The following is a 25,286-nucleotide window of genomic DNA, read 5'->3' on the forward strand; positions in this document are numbered from 1 at the left end:
TTAAAGAGTTTCGTAGCAACCGGAATCACATTGCCATTGTGGTGGACGAATACGGCGGCGTAGCCGGCATGGTTACAATTGAAGATGTATTGGAGCAAATCGTCGGCGATATTGAAGATGAATACGACTACGACGAAGATGAGGATAACATCATACAAAACGCCGATGGTCAGTATCGCGTTAAGGCATTAACAGAAATCACTGACTTCAATGAGGCCATTGGCACGACACTTAGCGATGAAGAGTTCTCGACAATAGGCGGCTTGGTGGTGCATCAGTTCGGTCATTTACCCAAACGCGATGATGAAATCGTCCACAATGGCTTACTTTTTAGAGTATTGCGAGCCGATAGCCGCCGTTTGCACACACTAATGGTTAAGGTGCTTTCGGATTCAATAGAATTAACTTAACTGACATTCTTCATATTCAATAATTTTTTTACTGATTGTAGAACCCATTCCCAATAAGACTGTCCATTCATTAGCTTAAAAATAAAGTTAAATAAGGAATGCTATGCAGTTTGCAGGTGGTGCGATTCAACTCGCAGAAAAGGGGTTAATACCAGATGTGGCAATTAGATTAGGTATTCGACAGTTAAGCAAAATACGATTAAGTGAAATAGCAGCGACAGATTGTGAAGCCAGCGCGCAAATCCTAGCCAATTTTATTACGGCAATGAATCAATCGCCAATTGCATTGTTGCCCGATTTAGCCAATGCCCAACATTACGAATTACCCACGGAGTTTTTTGCACTTTGTTTGGGTAAACACCGTAAATACAGCAGCTGTTTTTGGCTGCCTGGGACCAAAAGTTTAGATGAAGCAGAAGCCTTTGCGCTGCAAATGACTTGCGAACATGCTGACTTGTATGATGGCCAGCGTATTCTCGAGCTTGGTTGCGGTTGGGGTTCGCTCACCTTGTGGATGGCAGAGCACTATCCAAAAAGTCGCATTACCGCAGTATCAAATTCCAACTCACAACGTGAATACATTACGCAAACGGCACTGGCGCGTAGCTTAAACAATATTCAAGTAATAACTTGCGACATGAATACCTTTAGCCCCAGCGCTTTTGCAATTGATGCGCCATTTGACCGCGTTGTGTCGGTTGAAATGTTTGAGCACATGCGTAACCACCAGGTGTTATACGGAAAAATTCATGACTGGCTGGTACCAAGTGGCAAGTTCTTAATGCATATCTTTGTGCATCGCTTAACGCCTTATGCGTTTGAAGTGCAAGGCAAGGATGATTGGATGAGCGAATTTTTCTTTTCAGGTGGGATGATGCCAAGCGATGATTTACCGCTTTATTTTCAAGAAAAACTTAAATTTAAGCAACGCTGGCGTTGGGATGGCACCCATTATGAAAAAACCGCCAATGCCTGGCTTGCCAATATGGACAAGCATCTGGCCTTGATTACACCGATTTTGGAAGCCACTTACGGTGTAATTGAAGCAACTCAATGGCGTAATCGTTGGCGCATATTCTTCATGGCGTGCGCAGAATTATTTGGCTACAACCAGGGTCAAGAATGGTGGGTTTCACACTATCAATTTGAGCGGCCAAGCTAAACGTTAGATCTCACAATGAAGCGATTGATTAATTTCATTTTATTCCAAGTTTCTTGGTTTTCTTGCGTACTAGGGGCTACGAATAATCTGACTTGGTTGGGCGTGCTGGTGACTTTTATGGTGATATTTTGGCACCTTTATCAATCTAAGATTATTCAGCCAGAGTTGATGCTGATGTTCACCGTGCTGGTGATAGGCGGTTTATTCGACCAAGCCCTGTTGGCAACTGATTTGGTTCAATATGTCAATCATGGCTGGAGTAGCGCAGTGGTACCAGTTTGGATTTTAGCGTTATGGCTTGCGTTTGCCAGTATACTCAGTGTGAGTCTGCGCTGGATGCGCAGCAAATATCTACTGGCTGTGACTTTTGGCGCAATAGGCGGCCCGTTAGCGTATTTGGGTGCTGAAAAATTAGGTGCGGTAACGTTAAATGGCACAAATGCGATGCTCACTTTATCTATTGGCTGGGCAGTCATTACGCCAATCTTATTTGTGCTTTCTAAACATTTTGATGGCGTTGGTAATGCTAATGTCGCACTACCATGTCAAGATAGGTCATGATGGATTGGCAGCAGTATTTACATGGTTTAGCCTCAATCAGCACATTGGCTTTTGCTGGCTGGCTATTAAGCTTAGTCAGAAATAATGTTACACACGTGGATAGTCTTTGGAGTTTGTTTATAGCATCAGCAGCCTTTGCTTATGCTTTGAATGCAGACGCGCCGACCCCTCGCACTTTTTTAGTATTATTCTTAGTCACGCTTTGGGCAGTGCGGCTAAGTGCCTATTTAACTTGGCGTAATTGGGGCCCGCATGAAGACCATCGCTATGTGGCGATTCGCAAGAATAATTCACCGCATTTCTGGCTAAAAAGCTTGTATATCGTGTTTGGCCTGCAGGCCGTGTTGGCCTGGGTTATTTCGCTGCCTTTACTGGGTGCTATCGAAGCAAGCGTTGCGCTAACTCGATTAGATTTATTGGGGGCGTTGCTATTTACCTTTGGTTTTGTCTGGCAAGTCGTTGCAGATTGGCAGTTAAGCCTTTTTAAAGCAAATGCCAGTCATCGCGGTCAGGTACTGCGCAATGGGTTATGGCGTTACAGCAGGCATCCCAATTACTTTGGTGAAAGTTGTATATGGTGGGGATTTTATTTAATAGCACTGGCGGCAGGTGCATGGTGGAGTGTGCTATCACCAATGCTCATGACCTTACTTCTACTTAAAGTGAGTGGAGTCGCGCTGTTAGAAAAAGATATTGCTGAGCGGCGACCTGATTACGCCAGTTATCGTAAAAACACGAACGCATTTTTCCCTTGGTGGCCAAAAAAATGACAAATACAAAGCAACGTTGCTTCACACTGAGTTGCGCTTTAGTTACCGCAACGTTTTCAGAATTTACCTTGGCTAAAGAGTGGCTGTTTGATGTTTATCTAGATCAATCCAAAATCGGCCAGCATTATTTTAACTTAAGCGATGAAGGCGTATTGACCAGCACGGCAAAATTTAATGTAAAAGTGTTATTTATCAACGCCTATAAATATGACCATCAGGCCGTTGAGTGGTGGCGCGGCGATTGTTTAGAAAAGTTAGAAGCGCAGACGCTGGAAGATAAGATGAAAACAAATGTTAAGGCGCAGTTGTCTGAGCAGCATTTGTTGGTAGATGACGGCAAAAAACAACAAACATTGCCGCATTGCAGTATGACGTTTGCCTATTGGAACCCAAAGATTACTGAACAGTCGAATTTGCTGAATCCACAAAATGCAGAATGGCTTGAAACAAAGTTTACGTCACTTGGCACTGAAAATATTACGGTGAAAAATGAAAAAATAAGCGCGGAGCGATACAAATTAGAAGGCCGCCTCGCAGGAAAGCCAAAACTTAATATTGAGCTTTGGTACAAAGGCGGTAGCGATTGGGTAGCTCTCAAGTCAATGACCCCAGAGGGCTATACCATTCGATATCAGCTACGTTGAGGTGAATTCAATATGAAACTTAATTTTTTAAAAAGCGTATTTTTAATGACATTTTTAGCGAGTCTTTTAAGTGCTTGTGCAACACAGAAACTTGCCGACATTCCAACTGTACCACAGGTGGATTTGCCTAAATTTATGGGTGATTGGTATGTGATTGCTGCAATTCCAACTTTGATTGAAAAGCAATCGTACAACGCGATTGAAAATTATCAGTTAAACCCAGACGGCACGATAGCGACTACCTTTACCTTCAATAAAGGCGGTTTAGAAGGTGAATTTAAGACCTATCAACCCCGTGGCTTTGTGGTGGAAAACTCTGGTAATGCACTGTGGGGCATGCAGTTTATCTGGCCTATTAAAGCTGAATATAGAATTGCTTACTTAAACGCAGACTACACACAAACCATTATTGCCCGAAACGCGCGTGACTATGTGTGGATAATGGCGCGCACGTCTACCATTAGCGATGCCGACTACAATGCACTGACAGCAATCATTGCATCGTATGGCTATGATTTAAGCTTGTTGCGCAAAGTACCGCACAATGCTGCGTTAAACCATAACTACGAAAATTAAAGTGCTTAAAATTTATAGAATAATATGTGGTTAAAAAAACTCATTAAATGGCTAGACAATGATGTGGTACAAATCGCTAGCGCTCAGTCAAATCAGGCGGATTGGCGTCAGATTGACTTGTGGCGCGTGGTTCCCTTTGTGTTGTTGCACCTTGCCTGCCTAGCGGTTTTTTGGGTGGGGTTTAGCTGGTTTGCTGTTGGTTTTGCGGTTGCACTTTATGCCTTGAGAATGTTTGCCATTACGGGCTTTTATCATCGTTATTTTTCACATAAAACTTTTCGCACTTCGCGGGGGTTTCAATTTTTAGGGGCTGTTGCTGGGGCGACAGCAGTTCAGCGTGGACCGTTGTGGTGGGCGTCACACCATCGAAATCACCACGTAAATGCCGATGAATTAGCGGATGCACATTCCCCCGTTCAGCATGGGTTTTTGTGGAGTCATTTAGGCTGGTTTTTATCGAATCAACATTTCGCAACACGAACCGAGCGTGTAAAAGAATTAGCAAGGTTTGCTGAGTTACGATTTTTAGACCGTTTTGACGTAATCGTGCCAATTTTTTTTGCAATCAGCATTTATTGGTTTGGCGTATGGCTTGAAAATGATTTTTCGCACTTACACACCAATGGCCTGCAATTATTGGTTTGGGGGTTTTTCATTTCAACGGTGGTGTTGTACCACGCCACTTTTACGGTAAATTCACTTGCCCACGTTTGGGGCAAGCGGCGTTATGCCACACGTGACCACAGTCGAAATAATGTTTGGATCGCTTTTTTAACGCTGGGCGAGGGCTGGCATAACAATCATCACCATTTTCCTGGTTCAGCGCGCCAAGGTTTTTACTGGTGGGAAATCGACCTTACCTATTACGGGCTTAAATTGTTATCCGCATGCGGCCTGATTTGGGACATACGAACCGTATCAAAAGAAATGCGCGAATCAAGAAAAATTAACTCACATGACGCAAAACAATAAGCCATTAAAAATTGCTATTATCGGTAGCGGTATAGCGGGCAATACGATTGCCTACCATCTGCATGCTCAGCACGATATCTCAGTGTTTGAGGCTGAAAGCCACGTTGGCGGACACACTCACACCCACACTATTCATCATGAAGGGAAAGACTATCAGGTAGATACGGGGTTCATTGTATTTAATGACCGTACTTACCCAAACTTTATTGCCTTGCTAGATGAATTAAAAGTGGTTTGGCAGCCCAGTGCAATGAGTTTTAGCGTGAAATGTGAAAAAACAGGATTGGAGTACAACGGTACGACTTTAAATAGTTTATTTGCCCAGCGTAGCAATCTGTTTAAGCCATATTTCTATCAAATGATTCGCGACATTCTGCGCTTTAACAAAAGTGCACTTGAACTGCTAAATGAAGGCAGTGAAATTAAGCTGGGGGACTATTTGCGCGCGGGGAATTACTGCCAAAAGTTTATTGATTACTACATTATTCCAATGGGTTCTGCAATTTGGTCAACCGATGCAGCGCAGATGTTAGAGTTTCCTGCGCGATTTTTTGTACGCTTCTTTCACCATCATGGCATGCTCACCGTTAATGATAGGCCGCAATGGCGCACCGTGACAAATGGTTCGGCAAGTTATGTTACAGCAATGACCGAACCATTTAAACATCGCATCCAGCTTAAAACACCGATAGAAAATGTGCGGCGCACCCAAAGTACCGTGTACGTGAGACCTAAACATGGTGAAGAAATAGCCTTTGATTATGTTTTTTTTGCCTGCCATAGCGACCAAGCGCTGAAGATATTAAGCAATCAAACTGCCGCGGAAACTGAAATACTAAGTGCTATCCCATTTCAAGAAAACAGCATTTATTTGCACCATGATGCAACGTTGATGCCCAAGCGCTCACTAGCATGGGCCGCATGGAATTACCATGTCACCAAAATTCCTATGAATCGTGTTGCGGTAACGTACAACATGAACATTTTGCAAAACTTGCAAAGTAGGGAGCCACTTTTAGTTACATTGAATCATGTAGGGGGTATTAACCCAGCCAAAGTGATTAAACGCCTAACTTATACGCACCCCGTCTATACCTTGGCAGGTGCTGCCGCACAGGCCAAACATGCAGAAATTAGTGGCAAAAACAGAACCGGATTCGCCGGGGCTTATTGGCGCAACGGCTTTCATGAAGATGGTGTGGTGAGTGCTTTAGAAGCATTAAAGCACTTTGATGAGGCCCTGAAATCAGGGATTCTCTGTGCCAAATAGCGCGATTTACGAGGGATTTGTCACGCATCAGCGCTTTAGCCCTAAACCACATGGTTTTCACTACCAGGTATTTATGATGTACTTAGATTTAGACGAGCTTCCAACAGTCTTTGGCGGCATGCGGTTCTGGTCGTATGAAAGTAAAAACTGGGCATGGTTTAAGCGCGCTGACTACTACGGCAATCCTGAAGAACCGTTAAAAATAGAAATTACCAAGTTGGTGAAGCAAGCGACAGGCCATGTTCCACGCGGTGCAATTTGTATGCTCACCAATATGCGTTATTTGGGGCATTGCTTTAACCCAGTGACGTTTTACTATTGCTTTGAGCCTGATGGCAAAACCTTGCAGGCGATTGTGAGCCATATTACTAATACGCCTTGGGGTGAAGATTATGCTTATGTGCATGATTTTAATGCAGAAAAAACCATAAAAAGTATAAAGCATGGCGACATTACTATTTTTAAATTAGACAAACACTTTCACGTTTCGCCCTTTATGCCTATGAATATTCAATACGACTGGTCCTTTAAGCTTGAGGGTAATCAACTGCTGGTACATATGAAAAGTTTACAGAATGGCGAGCAATTGTTCAATGCCACCTTGGCGCTACAACGAAAAGAAATAACTGCGTCAACACTCAATCAATTACTACTGCGTTACCCATTGATAACCATTAAAGTAGTGGTTGCCATTTACTGGCATGCATTGTTGCTTTGGCTAAAGCGTGTTCCTTTTTATGCCAACCCGTCACAAATTACAAAATAATCAGACCATAAATTCAGTCAAAAAATAAAAATGTCGAATACCTTACTTATACAAGAAACGCTCACCAGAGCGTTAAAACAAAAAAGTCGCGCAAAGTGGGTGGCTAATTTTGCTAAAGCGCAAATAGTCAAACGGCTGCAATCGTTGCAAAAGGGCAGGTTAACAATTATTGATGGAGCGTCACAACATACCTTTGGCCAAACCGAAGACATACGCGCCACGATTACCATTCACGATCCACGCTTTTATGGTGAAATTGCCTTTGGCGGCAGCATTGGTGCTGGTGAGGCCTATATGCTGAGTTACTGGACGGCAGACAATTTAACCAACGTAATTCGAATCATGTGCCTCAATCAGTCGGTGATGGATACCATTGAAGGCGGTTATCAATGGCTGACTAAGCCGTTTATGCAGCTGTTACATTGGCTCAATAGCAATACCACAGAAGGCAGCCGCAAGAATATTGCAGCGCATTACGACTTAGGCAATGCCTTATTTGCCATGTTTTTAGATGAAACCATGATGTATTCCAGCGCGATTTTTAATGATCGCACGGATACGTTAAAGGCTGCATCTGAACTCAAACTCAAGACCATATGTGAAAAGCTAGATTTAAAAAGTTACGACCATGTGATTGAAATTGGCACAGGTTGGGGTGGTTTTGCTATTTACGCTGCCAAGCATTATGGCTGCAAAGTCACCTCCACCACCATTTCACAACAGCAATATACTTTAGCCAAGGCCAAGGTGGAGGCGGCTGGCCTGCAAGATAAAATCACATTGCTGCTAGACGACTATCGACATTTGCACGGCCAGTTTGATAAGTTGGTTTCGATTGAAATGATTGAAGCGGTCGGGCATCAATTTTATGACACTTATTTTGCAACAGTAAGCGCGTTATTAAAGCCAAACGGGCTCGCACTCATTCAAGCCATTACCATTACTGACCAGCGTTATGAAAGCGCAAAAAATTCAGTTGATTTCATTCAGCGCTATATTTTTCCTGGTTCTTGCATTCCGTCCAATACCGCTATGCTCAATAGCATTACCCGCAAAACTGATTTACGATTATTCGACTTAGAAGATATTGGCCTCCATTACGCCACCACTTTAAAACTTTGGCGAGAGAATTTTTTTGAGAATATTGAAGCGGTACGCGCACTTGGTTATTCAGAAGAATTTATCAAAATGTGGGAATTTTATCTTTGTTATTGTGAGGGTGGTTTTGCAGAACGTGCGTTGGGCGACGTACATTTATTGCTCGCAAAACCTGACAACAGACGTGCCGCATTAAACAGTAAAATCACCAAATAAAGTCTAGGTGACACCCACGCCTCTGGGAGCCATATAAATAGGGTCTTCCAGAGCATTTAAAAAGTGGGTATTAGAAAAACACGCAAAATCGATATTGATTAACACGCTAGGTATCAACTCCTTAAAAGACCGATTGGCTTATAGAAATACTGAAGTAAATCACCAAAAAATGTATGTGAATGTCATTCACAAATTTAATATGTCGCAAATCATTGCTCAATTTGGCGAACCGCCAAAGCCGATGACGTAAAAATCAAAGGGACACAAAAAGTAGTTGCTTCTATCTGGCAGTATCTCCTTATCAATACTGCTACCGATGGCTCGTATTATGAAACGACCGAAATAGATTTTGTTGACGATAAAGTTGTGACTGTTGAATTCATGCATAACGATGACTCAGAAAGCGAATATAAAGGCCAGTCTTACCAAATTCCAAGCACACCCACCATATAAACTGAACGTTAATACTAAAATATAGGCAATAAAAAAGGGCTTTTAGGCCCTTTTTTATAGTGCAAACTATGCAAAGCTATTTTTTCAAAGAATCTCGAATTTCACGTAACAACACTACATCTTCTGGGGTAGGTGCAGGAGGTGGCGCCGGTTCCGCTTTTTTCAATCGATTAATTTGTTTCACCGCGAGAAAAATAACAAACGCTAAAATTAAGAAATTCAGAAAGATAGTGATGAAGTTACCATAAGCTAACAATGGAACGCCTGCCGCTTTTAATGAGGCATAAGTTCCAGCATTTCCCGCTGGCACATCCGCTAAAGTAATAAATTTATTGGTAAAATCTACGCCACCTGTGACTTTTCCAACTAGTGGTAACACAATATCACCCACCAATGAATCAACTATCTTTCCAAATGCTGCGCCTATAATCACACCCACAGCCAAATCGACTACGTTACCTTTTATTGCAAACTCTTTAAATTCTGATGCAATGCTCATATTTTTCTCCCAAAAATTACTCGGCTAAATTCACTATTAAACTTTAATATTAATACGTGGCTAAATATAGGTCTTTAGCGCGTAGCCTGTCAACTGAGTACCCAACTAAAAAACGAATACAATGTAAATTTTTGTTATCTACCACTATCAAGCTACAATCCTGTCCATGCCAATAATTTCTAATAACCACTATACCAAGTCACTTACTTTATTTTTAATGGGGGCCTTGTGTGTGCTGGGTTTTGCCCCTTATTATTTTTATCTCGCCAGCCTCTTATCACTGATTGGTTTATGTTACTTTTGGTATCAAAGTAATTCTGCCAAGCAAGCCGCAATCGATGGCTTTATATTTGGCTTGGGATTATTTGGTGCAGGTATTTATTGGATATTCATCAGCCTGCATGATTTTGGCAATATGCCGAGTTTTATGGCTGGCTTAGCGACTTTTTTGTTATGTGCATTTATGGCCCTTTTTCCTGCACTTACTGGTTGGTTAAGTGTTCGTGTTTCAAATGCAAAATCGCAGCAATTGCTGATTACTATTCCGATTTTTTGGGCATTGGCAGACTGGACGCGAAGTTGGATTTTCACGGGTTTTCCGTGGCTCACTATCGGCTATAGCCAAGTGCCGCATAGCCCACTGTCGGGATTCACGCCTATTCTAGGGATATATGGCATTTCTTTATTGTCCGTATTTATAGCAAGCTTGATTGGCTTCTGGCTTGTAAAGAAGCCAAGTTCGGTTATATGGAAACGCAATTCTATTGCGCTATTGGTGCTTATTTTGGTTACTGGTAATTTATTAAAACTGGTGGAATGGACTTCGCCAAGCAACAAACCAATTTCAGTTGCATTACTGCAAGGCAATATCCCGCAGGACCTCAAGTGGGCGCCAGAAATCGCTGATCGCACATTAAACAAATACCTTAGCCTTGCGGAAGCAAGCCAAGCTAGACTCATTATTCTGCCTGAAACTGCACTCCCCGTGCTATCCAGTGAGCTACCGGTAGAACTTACAACACGCCTGCAACAACTTGCCAACAAGAATCAAGGCGCAGTTCTCGCGGGGTTAATCGAGCGCGAAAATGGCGAATATTTCAACAGCATGCTCAATATTGGCAAGGCTAATCCTGAAGCTTATCGTAAATCGCATCTCGTTCCTTTTGGCGAATTCATTCCATTAAAAGTCGCTTTCGGTTGGATTTATCGCGATTTACTTAACATGCCACTCAGCGACTTATCGCGTGGTAGCCTTCATCAACAACCCATGGATATTGCAGGCGAAAAAGTCGCCATTAATATTTGCTATGAAGATGTTTTTGGTGAGGAAATAATTCGTCAACTGCCTGCCGCTACGCTATTAGTAAATGCCAGCAATGATGCATGGTACGGGCAATCCAATGCCGCGTATCAACATATGCAATTCTCGCAAGCACGCGCGCTAGAAACGGGGCGCACGGTCTTGCGGGCAACTAATACCGGCGCGACCGCTATTATTGACCCACATGGCAATGTGCTAGCGCATGCGCCTCACTTCACCGAATCTACGCTTAATGGAACAGCGCAAGGCTATAGCGGTAGCACGCCTTATGTGCATTGGGGCAATTGGTTTTTTCTAGCTATTTGCTGGGTTGGCCTTATTGCAATCTGTTTGCCCAATTTTTTGGCAAGTCGGCGTAAAACAAAGTAAAATCACCCCTTTGCTAATAATACGGCTGAAGCTTGTTCAGCTTAAATTTATAGAACCATTTAGAATCGAACCTTAGAATCAAATCATGGCGCTTACTTTTCAACAAATTATTCTTACTTTGCAAACCTACTGGAGCGATAAAGGCTGTGCGCTGCTGCAACCTTACGACATGGAGGTAGGAGCAGGCACCTCACACACAGCAACCTTCTTGCGTTCATTAGGACCAGAACCCTGGAAAGCCGCTTACGTGCAACCAAGCCGTCGTCCAAAAGATGGTCGTTACGGTGAGAATCCAAACCGCCTGCAACATTACTACCAATTTCAAGTTGTGCTAAAACCAGCGCCAGCTGACATTCTTGAGCTTTATTTAGGCTCACTTGAAGCGCTAGGTTTTGACCTTAAAAAGAATGATATTCGCTTTGTTGAAGATGACTGGGAAAACCCAACCTTAGGCGCATGGGGCTTAGGTTGGGAAGTTTGGTTAAATGGCATGGAAGTCACGCAATTTACCTACTTTCAACAAGTGGGCGGCATTAACTGCAAGCCAATTACTGGCGAAATCACTTATGGTTTAGAGCGTTTGGCCATGTATCTACAAGGCGTAGATAATGTTTACGATTTAACTTGGACAGACGGTTTAACTTACGGTGATGTCTATAAACAAAATGAAGTTGAGCAATCCACTTACAACTTTGAACACTCGGATGCTGACTTCTTATTTACTGCATTTTCTGCGCACGAAAAACAAGCTTTGCATCTTATTGAAGCCAAACTGGCATTACCCGCTTACGAGCAAGTACTAAAAGCCGCACATACATTCAACTTGCTAGACGCTCGCGGCGCAATTTCTGTGACAGAACGCGCAGGTTATATTGGACGTATTCGTAATCTAGCACGTTCAGTTGCCGCAAGTTACTTGGATAGCCGCGCTAGACTTGGCTTCCCAATGGCACCAAAAGATTGGGCAGATGAAGTATTAACAGAATTAGCTAAGAAAGCCGCAGCATGAGTACGAAAAATCTATTAGTAGAACTATTTGTTGAAGAACTACCACCAAAAGCCTTAAATAAACTAGGCGAGGCATTTTCAGGCGTTTTGTTTGAAACACTTAAATTACAAGGCTTAGTAGCTGATAGCTCGGCAGTAACTGCTTACGCTTCACCTCGTCGTCTTGCTGTACATGCGACAAACATACTTGCTGTTGCTCCAGATAAAACTTCTACGCAAAAGCTTATGCCTGTGAGCGTGGGTTTAGATGCTAGCGGCAATGCAACCCCAGCCTTAATCAAACGCCTAAACGGTATGGGCTTAGACGAAAGCGCGGTTAAAAACCTAACTAAGCAAGCTGACGGTAAAAATGAAGCTTTGTTTTTAGATGTGATGCAAAAAGGCGTTTCACTAAAAGATGGTGTGCAAAGTGCATTGAACGAGGCGATTGCTAAATTACCTATTCCAAAAGTGATGACTTATCAATTAGCTGATGGTTGGAGCAGCGTCAACTTTGTGCGTCCTGCGCATAGCTTGGTCGCATTGCATGGTGATGAAGTAGTTGCTGTCACGGCACTTGGTTTAAATGCTGGCAACGCAACGCAAGGCCACCGATTTGAAGCGGCTGTTTCACCTGTTGTGCTGAAGAGTGCAGACACCTATGCAGCGCAATTAAAAACTGAAGGTGCAGTGATTGCGAGCTTTGCAGAACGTCGTGCAGAAATTGTGAGTCAATTAAATGCAGCTGCAGCAAAACAGAATCTGAAACCGATTGAAGATGAAGCGCTTCTCGATGAAGTCACTGCACTTGTTGAGCGCCCAAATGTATTGCTCGGTCAATTTGAAGAAATTTACCTAGAAGTGCCGCAAGAATGTTTGATTCTAACCATGAAGGCAAATCAAAAATACTTCCCGCTACTAGATGCAAACGGCAAGCTAACCAATAAATTCTTAATCGTTTCTAATATTAATCCAGCTGATGCCAGCGCAGTGATTGGTGGTAATGAACGTGTTGTTCGCCCTCGCCTAGCGGATGCTAAATTCTTCTTTGATCAAGACCGTAAGAAAACTCTTGAGAGCCGCTTAGAAGGTTTAAATAAAGTGGTTTACCACAATAAGCTAGGCTCTCAAGGCGAGCGCAATCAGCGCGTCGTGAAAATCGCCGCTGAAATCGCTAAGCAATTAGGTGACGCTAGTTTTGTATCTAAAGTTGAAAAGGCTGCTCGCTTATCTAAAACAGATTTAGTCACTGATATGGTGGGTGAATTCCCTGAGTTACAAGGCATCATGGGGCGCTACTATGCACAACATGAAGGCTTAGATGATGATGTGGCTTTTGCGATTGAAGACCACTACAAACCACGCTTTGCAGGTGATACATTACCTCGCAGCCTAGTAGGTGTTTGTGTTGCATTAGCTGACAAACTAGAAACTTTAGTTGGTCTATTCAGCATTGGTGAAAAACCAACTGGTGACAAAGATCCATTTGGCTTACGTCGCCAAGCGCTTGGTGTCATTCGCATGCTAATTGATAGCAAATTACCAATTCAATTTAATGCACTCATACAAATGGCGTTATCTCAATTTAATGGTGACAACTCTGCTGCTCAAGCGGTTCAAGAGTTTAGCTTAGACCGACTAGCCGTTAATCTGAAAGAGCAAGGCGCCAGCCCACAAGAAGTAGATGCGGTGTTAGCACTTAACCCTCAATTATTAAGTGAAATTCCACAACGACTATCAGCAGTTCGTGCATTCTCTTCGCTAGATCAAGCCCCAGCCTTAGCCGCAGCAAACAAACGCGTTGGCAATATTCTGAAAAAAGTTGAAGGCGAAGTGAAAGCTGAAGTAAACACTAACTTACTGCAAGAGCCAGCTGAAATCGCTCTCAACGCAGCACTAAGCAATGTGAAACTTGAAGCTGATACGCTATTTGAAAGCGGCGATTACACGGCATCACTTAAGTCGCTAGCTGCATTAAAAGCACCTGTTGATGCATTCTTCGATAACGTGATGGTTAACGCTGACGACCCTGCGCTTAAGACGAATCGTTTAGGATTATTGGCTACTTTGCATCAAGCCATGAACCGCGTTGCGGATTTATCTAAACTAGCTAGTTAACTGACAAAGCGAGCCACCTATGAAATTAGTGATTTTAGATAGAGACGGCGTAATCAACCAAGATTCTGCCAACTTCATCAAAAGTCCTAATGAATGGATTCCGATTCCAGGTAGCTTAGAGGCCATTGCTCTATTGAATCAATCAGGGTATAGAGTAGCCGTAGCCACCAATCAATCTGGTATTAGTCGCGGCCTGTTTGACATGACGACGCTTAACAGCATTCATGACAGGATGCATCGCGAATTGGCGCAATTTGGAGGTCGTATCGATGCGATTTTTTATTGCCCCCATGCGGCCGATGAGCATTGCCATTGCCGCAAGCCTGACACGGGCATGATAGAAGAAATCGGTAATCGTTTTTCCTTAGAACTGCAAGATGTTCCTGCGGTGGGCGATGCCTTACGCGACCTACAAGCCTTTGCCAGCGCCGGATGCCAACCCATTTTAGTCCGTACCGGCAAGGGTGAGGCAACTTTGGCCGCTGCTGAGATCGATAAAAACAAAGCTCTACCTGCCAACACATGGGTTTGCGCGGATTTAGCGGAAGCCGTGCAACGCATTCTTGATGAAAAAGCTTAAGTTAATGCTACTTTTACGATCCTTGTTGTTTTTTATTGGGCAAGCGATTACCGCGCCTATTTTTACTTTAATTGCCTTACTTGCAATGCCACTTAACCCGATTTTACGCAATGATTTAATCTCGGGCTGGGCGCGTAGCATGTTGTGGTGGTTGCGAGTGACTTGCAATATCCGCCATGAGATCACTGGCTTAGAAAATATCGGTAATTCACCTACCATCGTGCTTTCTAAGCATCAATCTGCCTGGGAAACGCTAGCGTTTCAAGCGATTTTTCCTACGCAAGTTTATGTACTAAAACGTGAGTTATTGTGGATACCTATTTTTGGCTGGGGTTTAGCCATGTCATCGCCCATTGCCATTGACCGCAGCGCGGGGCGTGAAGCCTTGAAAAAATTGGTCACCAAAGGTAAGACAAGATTAGACCAAGGCTTTTGGGTAGTGATATTTCCAGAAGGCACGCGTATTGCACCTAGTGAACGCAGTAAATATCACATTGGTGGCGCGTGGTTGGCAACTCATACAAAAACCCCTGTATTGCCTGTGGCGCACAATGCAGGCGTGTATTGGGCGAAAAACACCTTCATCAAAAAGCCAGGTGTGATTAAAATGCATATTGGCAATCTCATACAAACGGCCGAGCTAAAAGCTGATGCATTGAACCAGCAAGTGGAAAGTTGGATTGAAGCAGAGATGCTTGCATTAGATAAATGAGTTACTCGCTCACCCTGCCAACTGGCGACCAACTCCATTACCAATTAAAACGCCGCCAACGCCGTACCGTTGGTTTAAAAATCACTCATAGTGGCTTGGTGATTCATGCGCCCAAACGCATTTCACAATCGCAACTAGATGACATCATTTTACAAAAGGCTGATTGGATACGTAAAAAGCTAACTTCAATTACTGCAAATAAAATTCCAGATATTCAATGGCAACATGGCGAGCAGTTGTTGTATCTAGGTAATCCGCTAACACTGACTATTGAACATGATGCTCGCTCTAAAGCGGTAGAATATGAACCTGGTTTTTTGCTATTGGCCATGCCGAATAGCGAACCTACCCTAATAGCACGCAAAGTAATCCAATGGTACAAAAAAAAAGCATTGTCTGACTTTACCAGACGCTTGGAGATTTTCTCAAGCAAGCTTGGCGTAAATTTTACCTCGCTCACGTTATCCAATGCCGCGTCGCGCTGGGGAAGCTGCAATTCAAGAAAAGAAATCAGGCTCAATTGGCGCTTGCTACAAGCCCCGCCACACATCATTAACTATGTAGTGTGCCATGAGCTTTCGCATATTAAAGAAATGAATCATTCAGCTAAATTCTGGGCAACCGTTGCAAGCATTTACCCAGACTACAAAGCAGCCGAAAAAGAGCTGAAAGCGCTTTCAGCGAAATTGCATCAAATTTAAAACCTTAAAGTATCTGCTTAATATCGTTTGCAATATCAGCTGGTTTTTGCCCATAATCCACATATAGTCTTATTTTTCCTGCTTTATCAAACACATACACGCCTGCGCTATGGTCTATGGTGTATCCGCCTTGACCTTGCGCCTCTACTTTTTTTGCATATATTTTAAACACAGCTGCAGTGGCTGCCGTTTCGGCCTCACCGCCACGCAACCCAATAAAACGTGGGTCAAATGAGGGCACAAATTGAGCCAATAACTCCTGTGTATCACGCGCTGGGTCTAGGGTTACAAATAACACTTGTACTTGATCGGCCTTATCGCCTAATAAATTCATGGTAAGTTTCAGGTCATGCATAGTTGTTGGGCATACATCGGGACAATGTGTATAGCCAAAAAATAAAGTGACGACCTTTCCTTTAAAATCCGCCATGGTTCTTGGCTTGCCAGTATGGTCAGTCAGGTTAAAAGACTGCCCAAAGTCAGCCCCAGTAATATCTGTTGCCACAAACTTACCGCCTTCTGCGGCAGGTTTACAAGCCGATAAAAAACATATGAATAGAATTGCAAAAAAGGTTTTTAGTAAGTGTTGCATGAAAAACTCCAAATAAGCTTTAAATTTATACGGTTTTGATTTTAACATGCGACAAGAAATCCGCCCTTTAGTTTACAATAATGCTTTTACTTTCATTCGTTTAAAAGGTAGCTACATGGCAATTCCAACATCAATGGCAGATCGCGACGGCGTAATTTGGTATGACGGCAAACTAGTTAACTGGCGCGATGCTACAACGCACGTTTTAACACACACTTTGCATTACGGCATGGGCGTATTTGAAGGCGTGCGCGCGTATAAAACCGATAAAGGTGCGGCCATTTTCCGTTTGCAAGACCACACTGACCGCCTGTTTAACAGCGCGCATATTTTGCAAATGAAAATGCCTTTCTCTAAACAGGAAATTATAGATGCACAAAAAGCTGCAGTGCGTGAAAACAATTTAGATTCAGCTTATATCCGCCCAATGGCGTTTTACGGTGCTGAAGCAATGGGTATTGCTGCAAAAACCTTAAGTACACATGTCATTTGCGCAGCCTGGAGTTGGGGCGCCTATATGGGTGATGAAGCCATCACCAAAGGCATTCGAGTAAAAACATCCTCTTTCTCACGTCACCACGTGAACATCACCATGTGTAAGGCCAAAGCCAATGGTAATTACATGAACAGCATTCTTGCACACCAAGAAGCGGCGCAAGATGGTTACCAAGAGGCTTTACTTTTAGATGTGGACGGCTTTGTAGCTGAAGGCTCTGGCGAAAATATTTTTATTGTGCGTAAAGGCAAGCTCTACACACCAGATTTAACCAGCGCGCTAGAAGGCATCACCCGCGACACAATAGTAACGCTTGCCAAAGAACTTGGCATTGAAGTGATAGAAAAACGCATCACGCGTGACGAAGTTTATACCGCAGACGAAGCCTTCTTCACAGGCACTGCGGCTGAAGTAACGCCGATTCGCGAGCTTGATAACCGCGCCATTGGTGCTGGAGTGCGTGGTCCAATTACTGAAAAATTACAGGCATTGTATTTTGATGTGGTTAAAGGCAAATCAGCTAAACATGCGCATTGGTTAACATTGGTTTAATCGCTGAAAGTATTAAATGGGATTCCCGCTTCTGAGGGAATTTCCAAAATTAGGAGTCATTTTAGATATGTCCAACGCTCAAGAAATCGAAGTTTCAGCAAAAGACCTACCGCTACACTGCCCCTCACCTGAGGTTGCGCTTTGGTCATCTCACCCACGTGTATTTTTAGACGTGGCGAAAACTGGGCATGTGGCCTGTCCTTACTGCGGCTCAAAATATAAGCTTAAAGCAGGTGAAGTGCCTAGTCACCACTAACGCCACTACAATTCTCTTTTTGCTGCACATTTAGTTTCATATTCGATCTAAGGCATAGTTCTAGCGGTTAGATTTTTTCTTATTATGGTATTAGCATTGGCTATCACTGCTTGTAAAAATCATTCTTCCGCTGATCGTGCTGCTGACGCTCAAACTACGCATACCAAACCCACTTGTGAGAAATTGCAGAAATTACCCGATTATATTGAAACGCAAACCTGCGTATTCCATACAAGCTCATTTCAATCAGCTTATACGAAAATAGTAAATGAGCTAAACGCAAGCCAAGGTAAAACAAGCAAGTTGCGGTCTGAACTACCCGTAAGCGATTCAGAAGATAGCTTTGAAGAATAGCAACTATGGGCAACATGCCAATGGTTGAACAAAACCGAAGTGATGGTAACAGTAACAACTGAGGGCGAAGAAATTGAATTTTTTCTCAAAGAAGTAAATGATGAAATCGAAGTACGAAGAACGCGTGCTCTGCAATAAAATGATTAGCTAGTAAGCGCCACATCAGGTGACAGCATGCTGATATTCGCCTTAGCGCCCCACATCAGTTCAATCACCTGTGCGGCATTCTCAATTTCACTATTGGTCCAGAACTGTACAGCGGCAGATTGCTGATTATTTGAAAGCAGATTATGTGCTTGCAACTGTTGTTTTAAATGTTTAGCAACTGCCGCACCCGTATCAATTAGCGCCACTTGCGACCCAACCACTTGCTCAATCAATTGACGTACAAAGGGATAATGCGTACAGCCCAACACGATGGTATCGGCGCCTTCTGCCAGTAAGGGTGCACAATAGTGCTTAATTAGAGCCTTCGTAGCATCGGCATTCAACTCGCCTCGCTCAATGCATTCCACCAGCCCAACACAGGCTTGCGTAACAACCTTTACATTTCGCCCATAACTTTCTAACAGACCTGCAAACTGCGCGCTTTTAAGTGTTCCAATTGTCGCCAGCACGCCAATAATGCCATTTTTGGAAGCTTCAGCCGCGGGTTTAACGGCCGGCTCCATGCCTATAATGGGTAAGGTATACTTTTCGCGTAAGACATCAATTGCGGCGGCTGTGGCAGTATTGCAAGCCACCACCAAGGCTTTGGCGTTTTTTTCGATTAAAAAATCTGCAATCTCAAAACAGCGCGCTTGAATTTCAGCGGCAGTTTTGTTGCCATAAGGCGCGTATTTGCTATCTGCCACGTACAGCAGTTGCTCATTTGGCAATAGTGCGTGAATATGCTTTAAAACAGAAATCCCGCCCACGCCAGAATCAAATACCGCAATCGGCCGATGTTGAAAATTACAAATGTCAGATTGAGCCGTCATAGCATGCAGTCATCAGTTACAATATGTCGATTATAGATTAATTCAACGTAAGCAAGATATGGCAAATAGACTGAGTAAAATTTACACCCGCACGGGCGACGATGGCACCACGGGGCTAGGCGATGGCAGTCGCATTAATAAAGACAGCCTACGTGTAGAGGCCATGGGCGATGTAGATGAGCTAAATTCCGTCATCGGCATTTTGCTAACGGAAGCCGTACCAGACATTTTGCGGCCCACACTTATTCAAATTCAGCATGACTTATTTAATGTCGGTGGAGAAATCTGCATTCCTGGTTACGTGATTTTGCATCAAGAACGTATTGAAAATTTAGAAGAGATTATCGACGCACTCAATGCCAATCTTGCGCCTTTAAAAGAATTTATTTTACCCGGCGGCACAAAAGCTGCTGCCTATTGCCACTTAGCTCGCACAGTTTGTCGGCGCGCGGAGCGTAAATTGGTAGAGCTTCACCGAAACGAAAAAGTAACAGATATCTCCTTACAGTATTTAAACCGCTTATCAGATTTGTTATTTGTGATGTGTCGCATCATTAATAAAGAGGCGGGTATAAATGACGTTTTGTGGAAGAATGAGCACGATTAAATATAACGTTTGAATCTAACACTTGAATTTACCTCCAAAATTTGCGCTTTAAACATTGGCATGACAAGCGTTCAGGCAATTAATTTTTTTTGGCACCTCACACAGTACGTTATAATTCGACCATGATTAAAAGACTGCTCGATAGAATTTTTAAACCCAAACACGCTAAACCAGAACATAGTCAAGTTACGCCTGCTAATACGCAACACCATCACTCGCACCGCGCTGTATTAAGTACAAAAAAACCACGTCATAAAAATGCCGATTCCGTCAATCATGGCGCGCTCACCATTCCGCATAAAACCCATAAAATTGACCGCAATCTATTGAGCAATGCCGCACTCAAAACCACAGAAGGGCTACACAAAGAGGGTTACCAAGCCTTTATAGTAGGAGGCGCAGTGCGTGATTTGCTACTAAATCGCGTCCCAAAAGACTTTGATGTAGCTACCAATGCCACCCCTGAAGAAGTCAATCGCATTTTTCGTCGCTCACGTCTAATCGGCAAACGCTTTCGATTAGTGCACGTCTTATTTGGGGATGAAACCATCGAAGTTTCAACCTTTCGTGGCAGTCACCTTGAAGACAGTAGCGATGCGAAAGTGGCAGAATCAGGACGCATTATCCGCGACAATGTCTTTGGCTCGATTATCGATGACGCTGTACGCCGTGACTTTACGGTTAACGCTTTGTATTACGACCCTTCCAGCCAAGAGGTATTAGACTTTCATGACGGTTATGCCGATATAAAAGCGGGCTTACTACGCATGATAGGCAAGCCAGAAACGCGCTATGCGGAAGACCCAGTGCGAATGCTACGTGCAGTGCGACTATCCGCCAAACTAGGCTTAAAGATAGACGCTGCAACACAAGCACCTATCGCAAAAATGGCAGACTTACTGCAAGACGTGCCGCCAAGTCGCTTGTTTGACGAGATGCTAAAACTATTTCTTTCGGGTCATGCCATGGAAAGCGTCAATGCTTTACGCGAGCAACACTTGCATCATGGTTTATTGCCGATGTTAGATGTTGTGCTGGAACAACCCATGGGTGAACGTTTTGTCATGCTGGCGCTAAAAAACACCGACGACCGCATACTTTCAGGTAAATCAGCCAACCCAAGTTTTTTATTCGCCACTCTGCTTTGGCATGAAATGTTAGCCGCATGGGAAACTTACAAAGCGGATGGTCATCATGCGATTCCCGCACTTCACATGGCGATGTCAGAAGTGATTGCCACGCAGGCTGAAAAACTGGCGATACACAACCGCTATACCGCGACTATGAAAGAGATTTGGGGCTTACAACCGCGCTTTGAACAACGTGCTGGCAAACGGCCGTTTAGCTTGCTCACGCACCCACGCTACCGTGCAGGCTATGATTTTTTATTACTGCGCTGCGAATCAGGCGAGTTGCCGATGGAACTTGGTGAATGGTGGACAAACTTTGCAAATGCAGAAGGTGAAACACGGACAGCGATGTTGCAAGCGGACACCTCCCCTAAAAAACGTAAAAAAAGAAACCGCAAAAAAGCGGCTGGCACGAGTGCTGTTAACAACGCCGCCGAGTAATTAAGCGTTTTATGAAACAAGCCTTTGTCGCAATCGGAAGTAATTTGGAGAATCCAGTATCGCAGGTAAATTCTGCTTATGTTGCGCTAAACAATATTCCGAATACTCGCGTCATTAAAACGTCCTCTTTGTACCAAACTGCACCTATAGATTGTATAAATCACCCACAAAATCCTGTGCCTGACTTTATAAACGCGGTGGCAGAACTTGAAACCGAATTATCACCGTTAGAATTATTAGAAGCATTATTTGCGATTGAAAACCAAGCTGGGCGTGAGCGACCATATCAAAACGCCCCAAGAGTGTTGGATTGTGATTTATTACTGTATGAAAATACTTGCATGAATACCGCCAGACTCACGTTGCCGCACCCGCGCATGCACACGCGTGGCTTTGTATTATTGCCATTATTTGAAATTGCACCAACGCTATCAATACCAAATCATGGCAAAATAGCGGAATTGATTCGCGACAACCATTTTATCGGCGTAAATCGATTATCCGCCTCAGCCAAACAGAGTGAAACTACAGGTAAATCAGTTGCATGAGCATTTTTAACAAATACCCCTATATCGTTGTTGAAGGCCCGATTGGCTGCGGAAAAACCACGCTGGCCAAAATGTTGGCGGATCGTTTTCCGGTTGATTATTTATCTGAAAAAGCTGAATCCAACCCATTTTTGCCGCGTTTTTATCAAGATGCACAACGCTATGCGCTACCGACCCAGTTGTTCTTTTTATTTCAGCGCGCGAATCAGATTAAAGATTTAAGCCAGCGTGACATGTTTGCCAAGCCGATTGTGGCGGATTTTTTCTTAGAAAAAGATCCCTTATTTGCACGGCTGAATTTGGACGATGAAGAATATGCGCTTTATCACAACATTTACACGCATTTACAGCTCAAAGCACCTAAACCCGACCTAGTCATTTACCTGCAGACTCCCATCGACGCTTTGATGGATCGCATTGAAGAGCGCAGCGTGAGTTACGAACAAGACATTCCGCGGGAATACATCGAACGCTTAGCCAATGCCTACAGTGAATTTTTTCATAATTATGACGCTTCACCCGTATTAATTGTAAACAACGAAAAACTGAACGTGCTCAAGAATCCAGACGCGTTAGACTTGCTACTGAACCGAATCTTGCAGATTAAAGGTCAGCGCGAATTCTTTAATCCAAACTTTGATTAAATTAGAAACTGCATGAAATTAGCTCAACTAAAAAAAATGGCGGCTGATGGCGAAAAAATCGCCATGCTCACCTGTTATGATGCCTCCTTTGCCAAACTCATGGAGTTAGCGGGGGTGGATATATTATTAGTGGGCGATTCGCTTGGCATGGTATTGCAAGGCGCCGAGAATACCTTAAACGTAAGCATGCACCACATGACCTACCATACCAAAAGTGTTGCTACGGGGGCACCTAATACTTTTATTATTGCCGATATGTCACTGGGTAGTTATGAGCATGACAATGAAGCAGCCTATAAAAATGCAGAGTGGCTGATTCGATCTGGTGCGCACATGGTGAAATTTGAAGGTGGCGGCAGTAAAGTTAAAACCGCACGTTACTTAGTTGAGCGCGGCATTCCTGTCTGCGCACATTTGGGATTTACGCCGCAGTCTGTTAATCAACTGGGCGGGTATAAGATTCAAGGTAAAACCGATGAAAGCGCACAACAAATCTTGCATGATGCCATCGCCATGAGTGAAGCAGGTGTCGGTTTTATTGTGCTGGAAATGGTACCGGCGGCATTAGCCAAAAAAATCACCGACGCCATTAAAACACCCACCATCGGCATTGGTGCCGGGGTTGATTGCAGTGGACAAGTGTTAGTCACGCAAGACTTGCTGGGTATCTATACAGGCCCAGCCCACAAAAACCCGACTGAGTTCAAATCTCCGCGTTTTGTGCGTAATTTCTTAAAAGATACCAACAGTGTACAAGCCGCTGTCGAATCCTATGTGAAGGCCGTCAAAGATAAAAGCTTTCCTGCGCTTGAGCATAGCTACTAAATACGTCCCTTCCCCCTATGCAAATCATTAAAACCATAGACGAATTAAGAAGCGTCTTAAAAAACCACAGCAATATCGCCTTTGTACCGACCATGGGCAACTTACACGCGGGGCATATTCAATTAGTTGAAGTAGCTAAGCAGCATTCTGAATGTGTGGTTGTAAGTATTTTTGTGAACCCACTCCAATTTGGGCCAAATGAAGACTTGGCCAGTTATCCACGCACACTGGAGGAGGATTGTGAAAAACTAAAAGCCGCAAGAGCTAACATCGTCTTTGTCCCCACTGTTGAAGAAATGTATGCCGATTTTGATGGTAAAAGCCTGCATCAAACCATGACCATCACGCCGCCGCCAATCGCAAGCGAGCTATGTGGTGCCTCACGGCCAGGTCACTTTGCTGGCGTTGCTACAGTGGTATTGAAACTGTTCAATATCGTGCAGCCCAATATTGCGGTATTTGGTCAAAAAGACTTTCAACAATTGCTCATTATTAAACAACTGGTTAAACAGTTTAATCTGCCCATTCAAATTATTGGCGTGGATACAGTACGCGAGCCAAGTGGCTTAGCCATGAGTTCTCGTAACTGCTATTTAACTGATGCGCAACGTGTCTCTGCAAGCCAATTAAATAGCGCCCTGCAGGGCATTGTTAAATCTATAAACGCGGGTAAAACAGATTACCATCAACTTGAGCAGCAAGCCAAAACAACACTAACTAGCCAAGGCTGGCTGGTAGACTATATTTCGATTCGCTCTAGCCTAACGCTATTGCCTGCCACAGATGCTGATAATCAATTAGTGGCGCTTGGCGCGGCAAAATTAGGCAATACCCGACTGATTGATAATATTGAATTTTTGCGCTAAGTGCTTGAAAAGACTATAATGCAGTCCCTTTTTAAAAACGGTTATGCACATGCAAAGAACAATGCTTAAATCTAAGCTTCATCGCGTACATGTGACTCACAGCGAACTTCATTATGAAGGCAGCTGTGCGATTGATGAAAACTTGCTTGAAGCCGCTAATATTAGTGAGTATGAGCAAATTCATTTGTATAACGTAACCAACGGCGAGCGCTTTAGCACTTATGCAATTCTTGCTGAACGTGGTTCTGGCATTATCTCAGTCAATGGCGCTGCTGCCCACAAAGCGGCACCTGGCGACATTATGATTATTGCCAGCTATGCCAATTATAACGAATTAGAACTACAAAAATTCTCACCCCAACTCGTGTATGTGGATGAACAAAACCGTATACAATCGCAACGTAACGCAATTCCAGCACAGGCCGCTTAAATGACACTTGATGTAACAGCAGTAAACTATTTAGACACCATGAAACAAGCGGTTGTTGACGCAATTGAAGATATTAAAGGCTTCGATATCAACGTAATGGACGTGCGCAAACTGACCAGCATGACCAGCTATATGATTGTGGCTTCTGCCAACTCAAGCCGCCAAGCCAAAGCCGTGGCAGACAATGTACGTGAGAAGCTTAAAGAAAAAGGTTATCACATTCGCGGTACAGAGGGCGAAAAAGAAGGTGAATGGGTGCTAGTCGATTTAGACGACATCGTTGTACACATTATGGTGCCAACCACGCGTGCCTATTACAACCTAGAGCAATTATGGGGCGAAGCTGAAAGCCGCCGCGGCCATATTAAAGCCGAGTAAGT

At 43.6% G+C, this 25,286-nt stretch carries 30 protein-coding genes; 27 read left to right on the forward strand and 3 right to left on the reverse strand.

Annotation, left to right across the window (positions count from 1 at the left end; genetic code table 11):
- The 10 genes from HOO90_RS07765 to HOO90_RS07810 form a co-directional block, all read left to right on the forward strand.
- The coding region (locus tag HOO90_RS07765; protein WP_292841768.1) for a transporter associated domain-containing protein at positions 1-410 on the forward strand (410 nt) is incomplete at its 5' end.
- 103 nt (positions 411-513) lie between these two features.
- Positions 514-1,572, forward strand: a complete 1,059-nt coding sequence (locus tag HOO90_RS07770) for a cyclopropane-fatty-acyl-phospholipid synthase family protein (RefSeq protein ID WP_292841770.1) — start codon at positions 514-516, stop codon at positions 1,570-1,572.
- Between the two features lie 15 nt (positions 1,573-1,587).
- Positions 1,588-2,133, forward strand: a complete 546-nt coding sequence (locus HOO90_RS07775) for a DUF2878 domain-containing protein (protein WP_292841772.1) — start codon at positions 1,588-1,590, stop codon at positions 2,131-2,133.
- Positions 2,130-2,903, forward strand: coding sequence for a DUF1295 domain-containing protein (locus HOO90_RS07780; RefSeq protein WP_292841774.1), 774 nt, complete (start codon positions 2,130-2,132; stop codon positions 2,901-2,903). The genes HOO90_RS07775 and HOO90_RS07780 overlap by 4 nt, the downstream gene beginning before the upstream one ends.
- Positions 2,900-3,547, forward strand: a complete 648-nt coding sequence (locus tag HOO90_RS07785; protein ID WP_292841776.1) for a DUF6134 family protein — start codon at positions 2,900-2,902, stop codon at positions 3,545-3,547. The genes HOO90_RS07780 and HOO90_RS07785 overlap by 4 nt, the downstream gene beginning before the upstream one ends.
- A 12-nt stretch (positions 3,548-3,559) precedes the next feature.
- Positions 3,560-4,123, forward strand: coding sequence for a lipocalin family protein (locus HOO90_RS07790; protein WP_292841777.1), 564 nt, complete (start codon positions 3,560-3,562; stop codon positions 4,121-4,123).
- Positions 4,124-4,147: 24 nt separating this feature from the next.
- Entirely contained in the window at positions 4,148-5,095 is a 948-nt protein-coding gene (locus HOO90_RS07795; RefSeq protein ID WP_292841779.1) for an acyl-CoA desaturase, read from the forward strand.
- The gene (locus tag HOO90_RS07800) at positions 5,079-6,365 is read left to right on the forward strand and encodes an FAD-dependent oxidoreductase (RefSeq protein WP_292841781.1); all 1,287 of its coding nucleotides are present in this window, start codon (positions 5,079-5,081) and stop codon (positions 6,363-6,365) included. Before HOO90_RS07795 ends, HOO90_RS07800 begins: the two co-directional genes overlap by 17 nt.
- Positions 6,355-7,131 (forward strand): DUF1365 domain-containing protein, encoded by a 777-nt coding sequence (locus HOO90_RS07805; RefSeq protein ID WP_292841783.1) that lies wholly within the window; start codon positions 6,355-6,357, stop codon positions 7,129-7,131. Before HOO90_RS07800 ends, HOO90_RS07805 begins: the two co-directional genes overlap by 11 nt.
- Positions 7,132-7,161: 30 nt before the next feature.
- Positions 7,162-8,445: a cyclopropane-fatty-acyl-phospholipid synthase family protein gene (locus HOO90_RS07810; protein ID WP_292841785.1), complete on the forward strand. Its 1,284-nt coding sequence runs from the start codon at positions 7,162-7,164 to the stop codon at positions 8,443-8,445.
- A 529-nt stretch (positions 8,446-8,974) separates the two neighbouring features.
- Here the strand turns inward: HOO90_RS07810 and mscL are convergent.
- Positions 8,975-9,397, reverse strand: coding sequence for a large conductance mechanosensitive channel protein MscL (gene mscL / locus HOO90_RS07815; RefSeq protein ID WP_292841787.1), 423 nt, complete (start codon positions 9,395-9,397; stop codon positions 8,975-8,977).
- A gap of 217 nt (positions 9,398-9,614) precedes the next feature.
- On the opposite strand from mscL, the gene lnt reads away from it, so the two are divergent.
- The 6 genes from lnt to HOO90_RS07845 all read left to right on the forward strand — a co-directional run bounded on the left by lnt (position 9,615) and on the right by HOO90_RS07845 (position 16,185).
- Positions 9,615-11,087 carry an apolipoprotein N-acyltransferase gene (gene lnt, locus HOO90_RS07820; protein ID WP_292841830.1) on the forward strand — a complete coding sequence of 491 codons (1,473 nt, stop codon included), beginning with the start codon at positions 9,615-9,617 and terminating at the stop codon, positions 11,085-11,087.
- 85 nt (positions 11,088-11,172) lie between these two features.
- The gene (glyQ, locus tag HOO90_RS07825; protein WP_292841789.1) at positions 11,173-12,096 is read left to right on the forward strand and encodes a glycine--tRNA ligase subunit alpha; all 924 of its coding nucleotides are present in this window, start codon (positions 11,173-11,175) and stop codon (positions 12,094-12,096) included.
- A complete protein-coding gene (glyS, locus tag HOO90_RS07830; protein WP_292841791.1) occupies positions 12,093-14,192 on the forward strand; it encodes a glycine--tRNA ligase subunit beta in 2,100 nt (699 codons plus the stop codon). The genes glyQ and glyS overlap by 4 nt, the downstream gene beginning before the upstream one ends.
- A 19-nt stretch (positions 14,193-14,211) precedes the next feature.
- Positions 14,212-14,772, forward strand: coding sequence for a D-glycero-beta-D-manno-heptose 1,7-bisphosphate 7-phosphatase (gene gmhB / locus HOO90_RS07835; RefSeq protein ID WP_292841793.1), 561 nt, complete (start codon positions 14,212-14,214; stop codon positions 14,770-14,772).
- Between the two features lie 4 nt (positions 14,773-14,776).
- Positions 14,777-15,484: a 1-acyl-sn-glycerol-3-phosphate acyltransferase gene (locus tag HOO90_RS07840; RefSeq protein WP_292841832.1), complete on the forward strand. Its 708-nt coding sequence runs from the start codon at positions 14,777-14,779 to the stop codon at positions 15,482-15,484.
- On the forward strand, positions 15,481-16,185 hold the full coding sequence (locus HOO90_RS07845) for a SprT family zinc-dependent metalloprotease (RefSeq protein ID WP_292841795.1): 705 nt from the start codon (positions 15,481-15,483) through the stop codon (positions 16,183-16,185). Before HOO90_RS07840 ends, HOO90_RS07845 begins: the two co-directional genes overlap by 4 nt.
- Positions 16,186-16,189: 4 nt before the next feature.
- Here the strand turns inward: HOO90_RS07845 and HOO90_RS07850 are convergent, their stop codons facing one another.
- Positions 16,190-16,777 carry an SCO family protein gene (locus HOO90_RS07850; RefSeq protein ID WP_292841798.1) on the reverse strand — a complete coding sequence of 196 codons (588 nt, stop codon included), beginning with the start codon at positions 16,775-16,777 and terminating at the stop codon, positions 16,190-16,192.
- Between the two features lie 133 nt (positions 16,778-16,910).
- Between HOO90_RS07850 and HOO90_RS07855 the strand changes: the two genes are divergently transcribed.
- From HOO90_RS07855 to HOO90_RS07865, 3 genes are all read left to right on the forward strand, one after another.
- Positions 16,911-17,825, forward strand: coding sequence for a branched-chain amino acid transaminase (locus tag HOO90_RS07855; RefSeq protein WP_292841834.1), 915 nt, complete (start codon positions 16,911-16,913; stop codon positions 17,823-17,825).
- Between the two features lie 67 nt (positions 17,826-17,892).
- On the forward strand, positions 17,893-18,081 hold the full coding sequence (locus tag HOO90_RS07860; protein WP_292841800.1) for a zinc-finger domain-containing protein: 189 nt from the start codon (positions 17,893-17,895) through the stop codon (positions 18,079-18,081).
- Between the two features lie 96 nt (positions 18,082-18,177).
- A complete protein-coding gene (locus tag HOO90_RS07865; protein ID WP_292841802.1) occupies positions 18,178-18,435 on the forward strand; it encodes a hypothetical protein in 258 nt (85 codons plus the stop codon).
- A 143-nt stretch (positions 18,436-18,578) separates the two neighbouring features.
- Here HOO90_RS07865 and murI read toward each other — a convergent pair whose 3' ends face one another.
- Entirely contained in the window at positions 18,579-19,415 is an 837-nt protein-coding gene (murI, locus tag HOO90_RS07870) for a glutamate racemase (RefSeq protein WP_292841804.1), read from the reverse strand.
- Between the two features lie 58 nt (positions 19,416-19,473).
- Here murI and HOO90_RS07875 point away from each other — a divergent pair, with 58 nt between their 5' ends.
- The 8 genes from HOO90_RS07875 to rsfS all read left to right on the forward strand — a co-directional run bounded on the left by HOO90_RS07875 (position 19,474) and on the right by rsfS (position 25,284).
- Entirely contained in the window at positions 19,474-20,022 is a 549-nt protein-coding gene (locus HOO90_RS07875; RefSeq protein WP_292841806.1) for a cob(I)yrinic acid a,c-diamide adenosyltransferase, read from the forward strand.
- 122 nt (positions 20,023-20,144) lie between these two features.
- Positions 20,145-21,593 carry a polynucleotide adenylyltransferase PcnB gene (gene pcnB, locus HOO90_RS07880; RefSeq protein WP_292841808.1) on the forward strand — a complete coding sequence of 483 codons (1,449 nt, stop codon included), beginning with the start codon at positions 20,145-20,147 and terminating at the stop codon, positions 21,591-21,593.
- An 11-nt stretch (positions 21,594-21,604) separates the two neighbouring features.
- A complete protein-coding gene (gene folK, locus HOO90_RS07885; protein WP_292841810.1) occupies positions 21,605-22,141 on the forward strand; it encodes a 2-amino-4-hydroxy-6-hydroxymethyldihydropteridine diphosphokinase in 537 nt (178 codons plus the stop codon).
- Positions 22,138-22,785 carry a deoxynucleoside kinase gene (locus HOO90_RS07890; protein WP_292841812.1) on the forward strand — a complete coding sequence of 216 codons (648 nt, stop codon included), beginning with the start codon at positions 22,138-22,140 and terminating at the stop codon, positions 22,783-22,785. The genes folK and HOO90_RS07890 overlap by 4 nt, the downstream gene beginning before the upstream one ends.
- 12 nt (positions 22,786-22,797) lie before the next feature.
- Positions 22,798-23,610: a 3-methyl-2-oxobutanoate hydroxymethyltransferase gene (gene panB / locus HOO90_RS07895; RefSeq protein WP_292841814.1), complete on the forward strand. Its 813-nt coding sequence runs from the start codon at positions 22,798-22,800 to the stop codon at positions 23,608-23,610.
- Positions 23,611-23,627: 17 nt separating this feature from the next.
- Positions 23,628-24,476 (forward strand): pantoate--beta-alanine ligase, encoded by an 849-nt coding sequence (gene panC, locus HOO90_RS07900; RefSeq protein ID WP_292841816.1) that lies wholly within the window; start codon positions 23,628-23,630, stop codon positions 24,474-24,476.
- Positions 24,477-24,525: 49 nt separating this feature from the next.
- On the forward strand, positions 24,526-24,906 hold the full coding sequence (gene panD, locus HOO90_RS07905; protein WP_292841818.1) for an aspartate 1-decarboxylase: 381 nt from the start codon (positions 24,526-24,528) through the stop codon (positions 24,904-24,906).
- Positions 24,907-25,284, forward strand: a complete 378-nt coding sequence (gene rsfS, locus HOO90_RS07910) for a ribosome silencing factor (RefSeq protein WP_292841820.1) — start codon at positions 24,907-24,909, stop codon at positions 25,282-25,284.
- Positions 25,285-25,286 lie beyond the last annotated feature (2 nt).

Source organism: Methylotenera sp. (genome assembly GCF_013141425.1).
Classification (GTDB): domain Bacteria; phylum Pseudomonadota; class Gammaproteobacteria; order Burkholderiales; family Methylophilaceae; genus Methylotenera.

Excerpts from the sequence above, each read along its gene's own strand:
- HOO90_RS07770 (WP_292841770.1), top strand. The coding sequence starts at position 514 with ATGCAGTTTGCAGGTGGTGCGATTCAACTCGCAGAAAAGGGGTTAATA.
- HOO90_RS07775 (WP_292841772.1), top strand. The coding sequence starts at position 1,588 with ATGAAGCGATTGATTAATTTCATTTTATTCCAAGTTTCTTGGTTTTCT.
- HOO90_RS07780 (WP_292841774.1), top strand. The coding sequence starts at position 2,130 with ATGATGGATTGGCAGCAGTATTTACATGGTTTAGCCTCAATCAGCACA.
- HOO90_RS07785 (WP_292841776.1), top strand. The coding sequence starts at position 2,900 with ATGACAAATACAAAGCAACGTTGCTTCACACTGAGTTGCGCTTTAGTT.
- HOO90_RS07790 (WP_292841777.1), top strand. The coding sequence starts at position 3,560 with ATGAAACTTAATTTTTTAAAAAGCGTATTTTTAATGACATTTTTAGCG.
- HOO90_RS07795 (WP_292841779.1), top strand. The coding sequence starts at position 4,148 with ATGTGGTTAAAAAAACTCATTAAATGGCTAGACAATGATGTGGTACAA.
- HOO90_RS07800 (WP_292841781.1), top strand. The coding sequence starts at position 5,079 with ATGACGCAAAACAATAAGCCATTAAAAATTGCTATTATCGGTAGCGGT.
- HOO90_RS07810 (WP_292841785.1), top strand. The coding sequence starts at position 7,162 with ATGTCGAATACCTTACTTATACAAGAAACGCTCACCAGAGCGTTAAAA.
- mscL (WP_292841787.1), bottom strand. The coding sequence starts at position 9,397 with ATGAGCATTGCATCAGAATTTAAAGAGTTTGCAATAAAAGGTAACGTA.
- lnt (WP_292841830.1), top strand. The coding sequence starts at position 9,615 with ATGGGGGCCTTGTGTGTGCTGGGTTTTGCCCCTTATTATTTTTATCTC.
- glyQ (WP_292841789.1), top strand. The coding sequence starts at position 11,173 with ATGGCGCTTACTTTTCAACAAATTATTCTTACTTTGCAAACCTACTGG.
- glyS (WP_292841791.1), top strand. The coding sequence starts at position 12,093 with ATGAGTACGAAAAATCTATTAGTAGAACTATTTGTTGAAGAACTACCA.
- gmhB (WP_292841793.1), top strand. The coding sequence starts at position 14,212 with ATGAAATTAGTGATTTTAGATAGAGACGGCGTAATCAACCAAGATTCT.
- HOO90_RS07840 (WP_292841832.1), top strand. The coding sequence starts at position 14,777 with ATGCTACTTTTACGATCCTTGTTGTTTTTTATTGGGCAAGCGATTACC.
- HOO90_RS07845 (WP_292841795.1), top strand. The coding sequence starts at position 15,481 with ATGAGTTACTCGCTCACCCTGCCAACTGGCGACCAACTCCATTACCAA.
- HOO90_RS07850 (WP_292841798.1), bottom strand. The coding sequence starts at position 16,777 with ATGCAACACTTACTAAAAACCTTTTTTGCAATTCTATTCATATGTTTT.
- HOO90_RS07855 (WP_292841834.1), top strand. The coding sequence starts at position 16,911 with ATGGCAGATCGCGACGGCGTAATTTGGTATGACGGCAAACTAGTTAAC.
- HOO90_RS07860 (WP_292841800.1), top strand. The coding sequence starts at position 17,893 with ATGTCCAACGCTCAAGAAATCGAAGTTTCAGCAAAAGACCTACCGCTA.
- murI (WP_292841804.1), bottom strand. The coding sequence starts at position 19,415 with ATGACGGCTCAATCTGACATTTGTAATTTTCAACATCGGCCGATTGCG.
- HOO90_RS07875 (WP_292841806.1), top strand. The coding sequence starts at position 19,474 with ATGGCAAATAGACTGAGTAAAATTTACACCCGCACGGGCGACGATGGC.
- pcnB (WP_292841808.1), top strand. The coding sequence starts at position 20,145 with ATGATTAAAAGACTGCTCGATAGAATTTTTAAACCCAAACACGCTAAA.
- folK (WP_292841810.1), top strand. The coding sequence starts at position 21,605 with ATGAAACAAGCCTTTGTCGCAATCGGAAGTAATTTGGAGAATCCAGTA.
- HOO90_RS07890 (WP_292841812.1), top strand. The coding sequence starts at position 22,138 with ATGAGCATTTTTAACAAATACCCCTATATCGTTGTTGAAGGCCCGATT.
- panB (WP_292841814.1), top strand. The coding sequence starts at position 22,798 with ATGAAATTAGCTCAACTAAAAAAAATGGCGGCTGATGGCGAAAAAATC.
- panC (WP_292841816.1), top strand. The coding sequence starts at position 23,628 with ATGCAAATCATTAAAACCATAGACGAATTAAGAAGCGTCTTAAAAAAC.
- panD (WP_292841818.1), top strand. The coding sequence starts at position 24,526 with ATGCAAAGAACAATGCTTAAATCTAAGCTTCATCGCGTACATGTGACT.
- rsfS (WP_292841820.1), top strand. The coding sequence starts at position 24,907 with ATGACACTTGATGTAACAGCAGTAAACTATTTAGACACCATGAAACAA.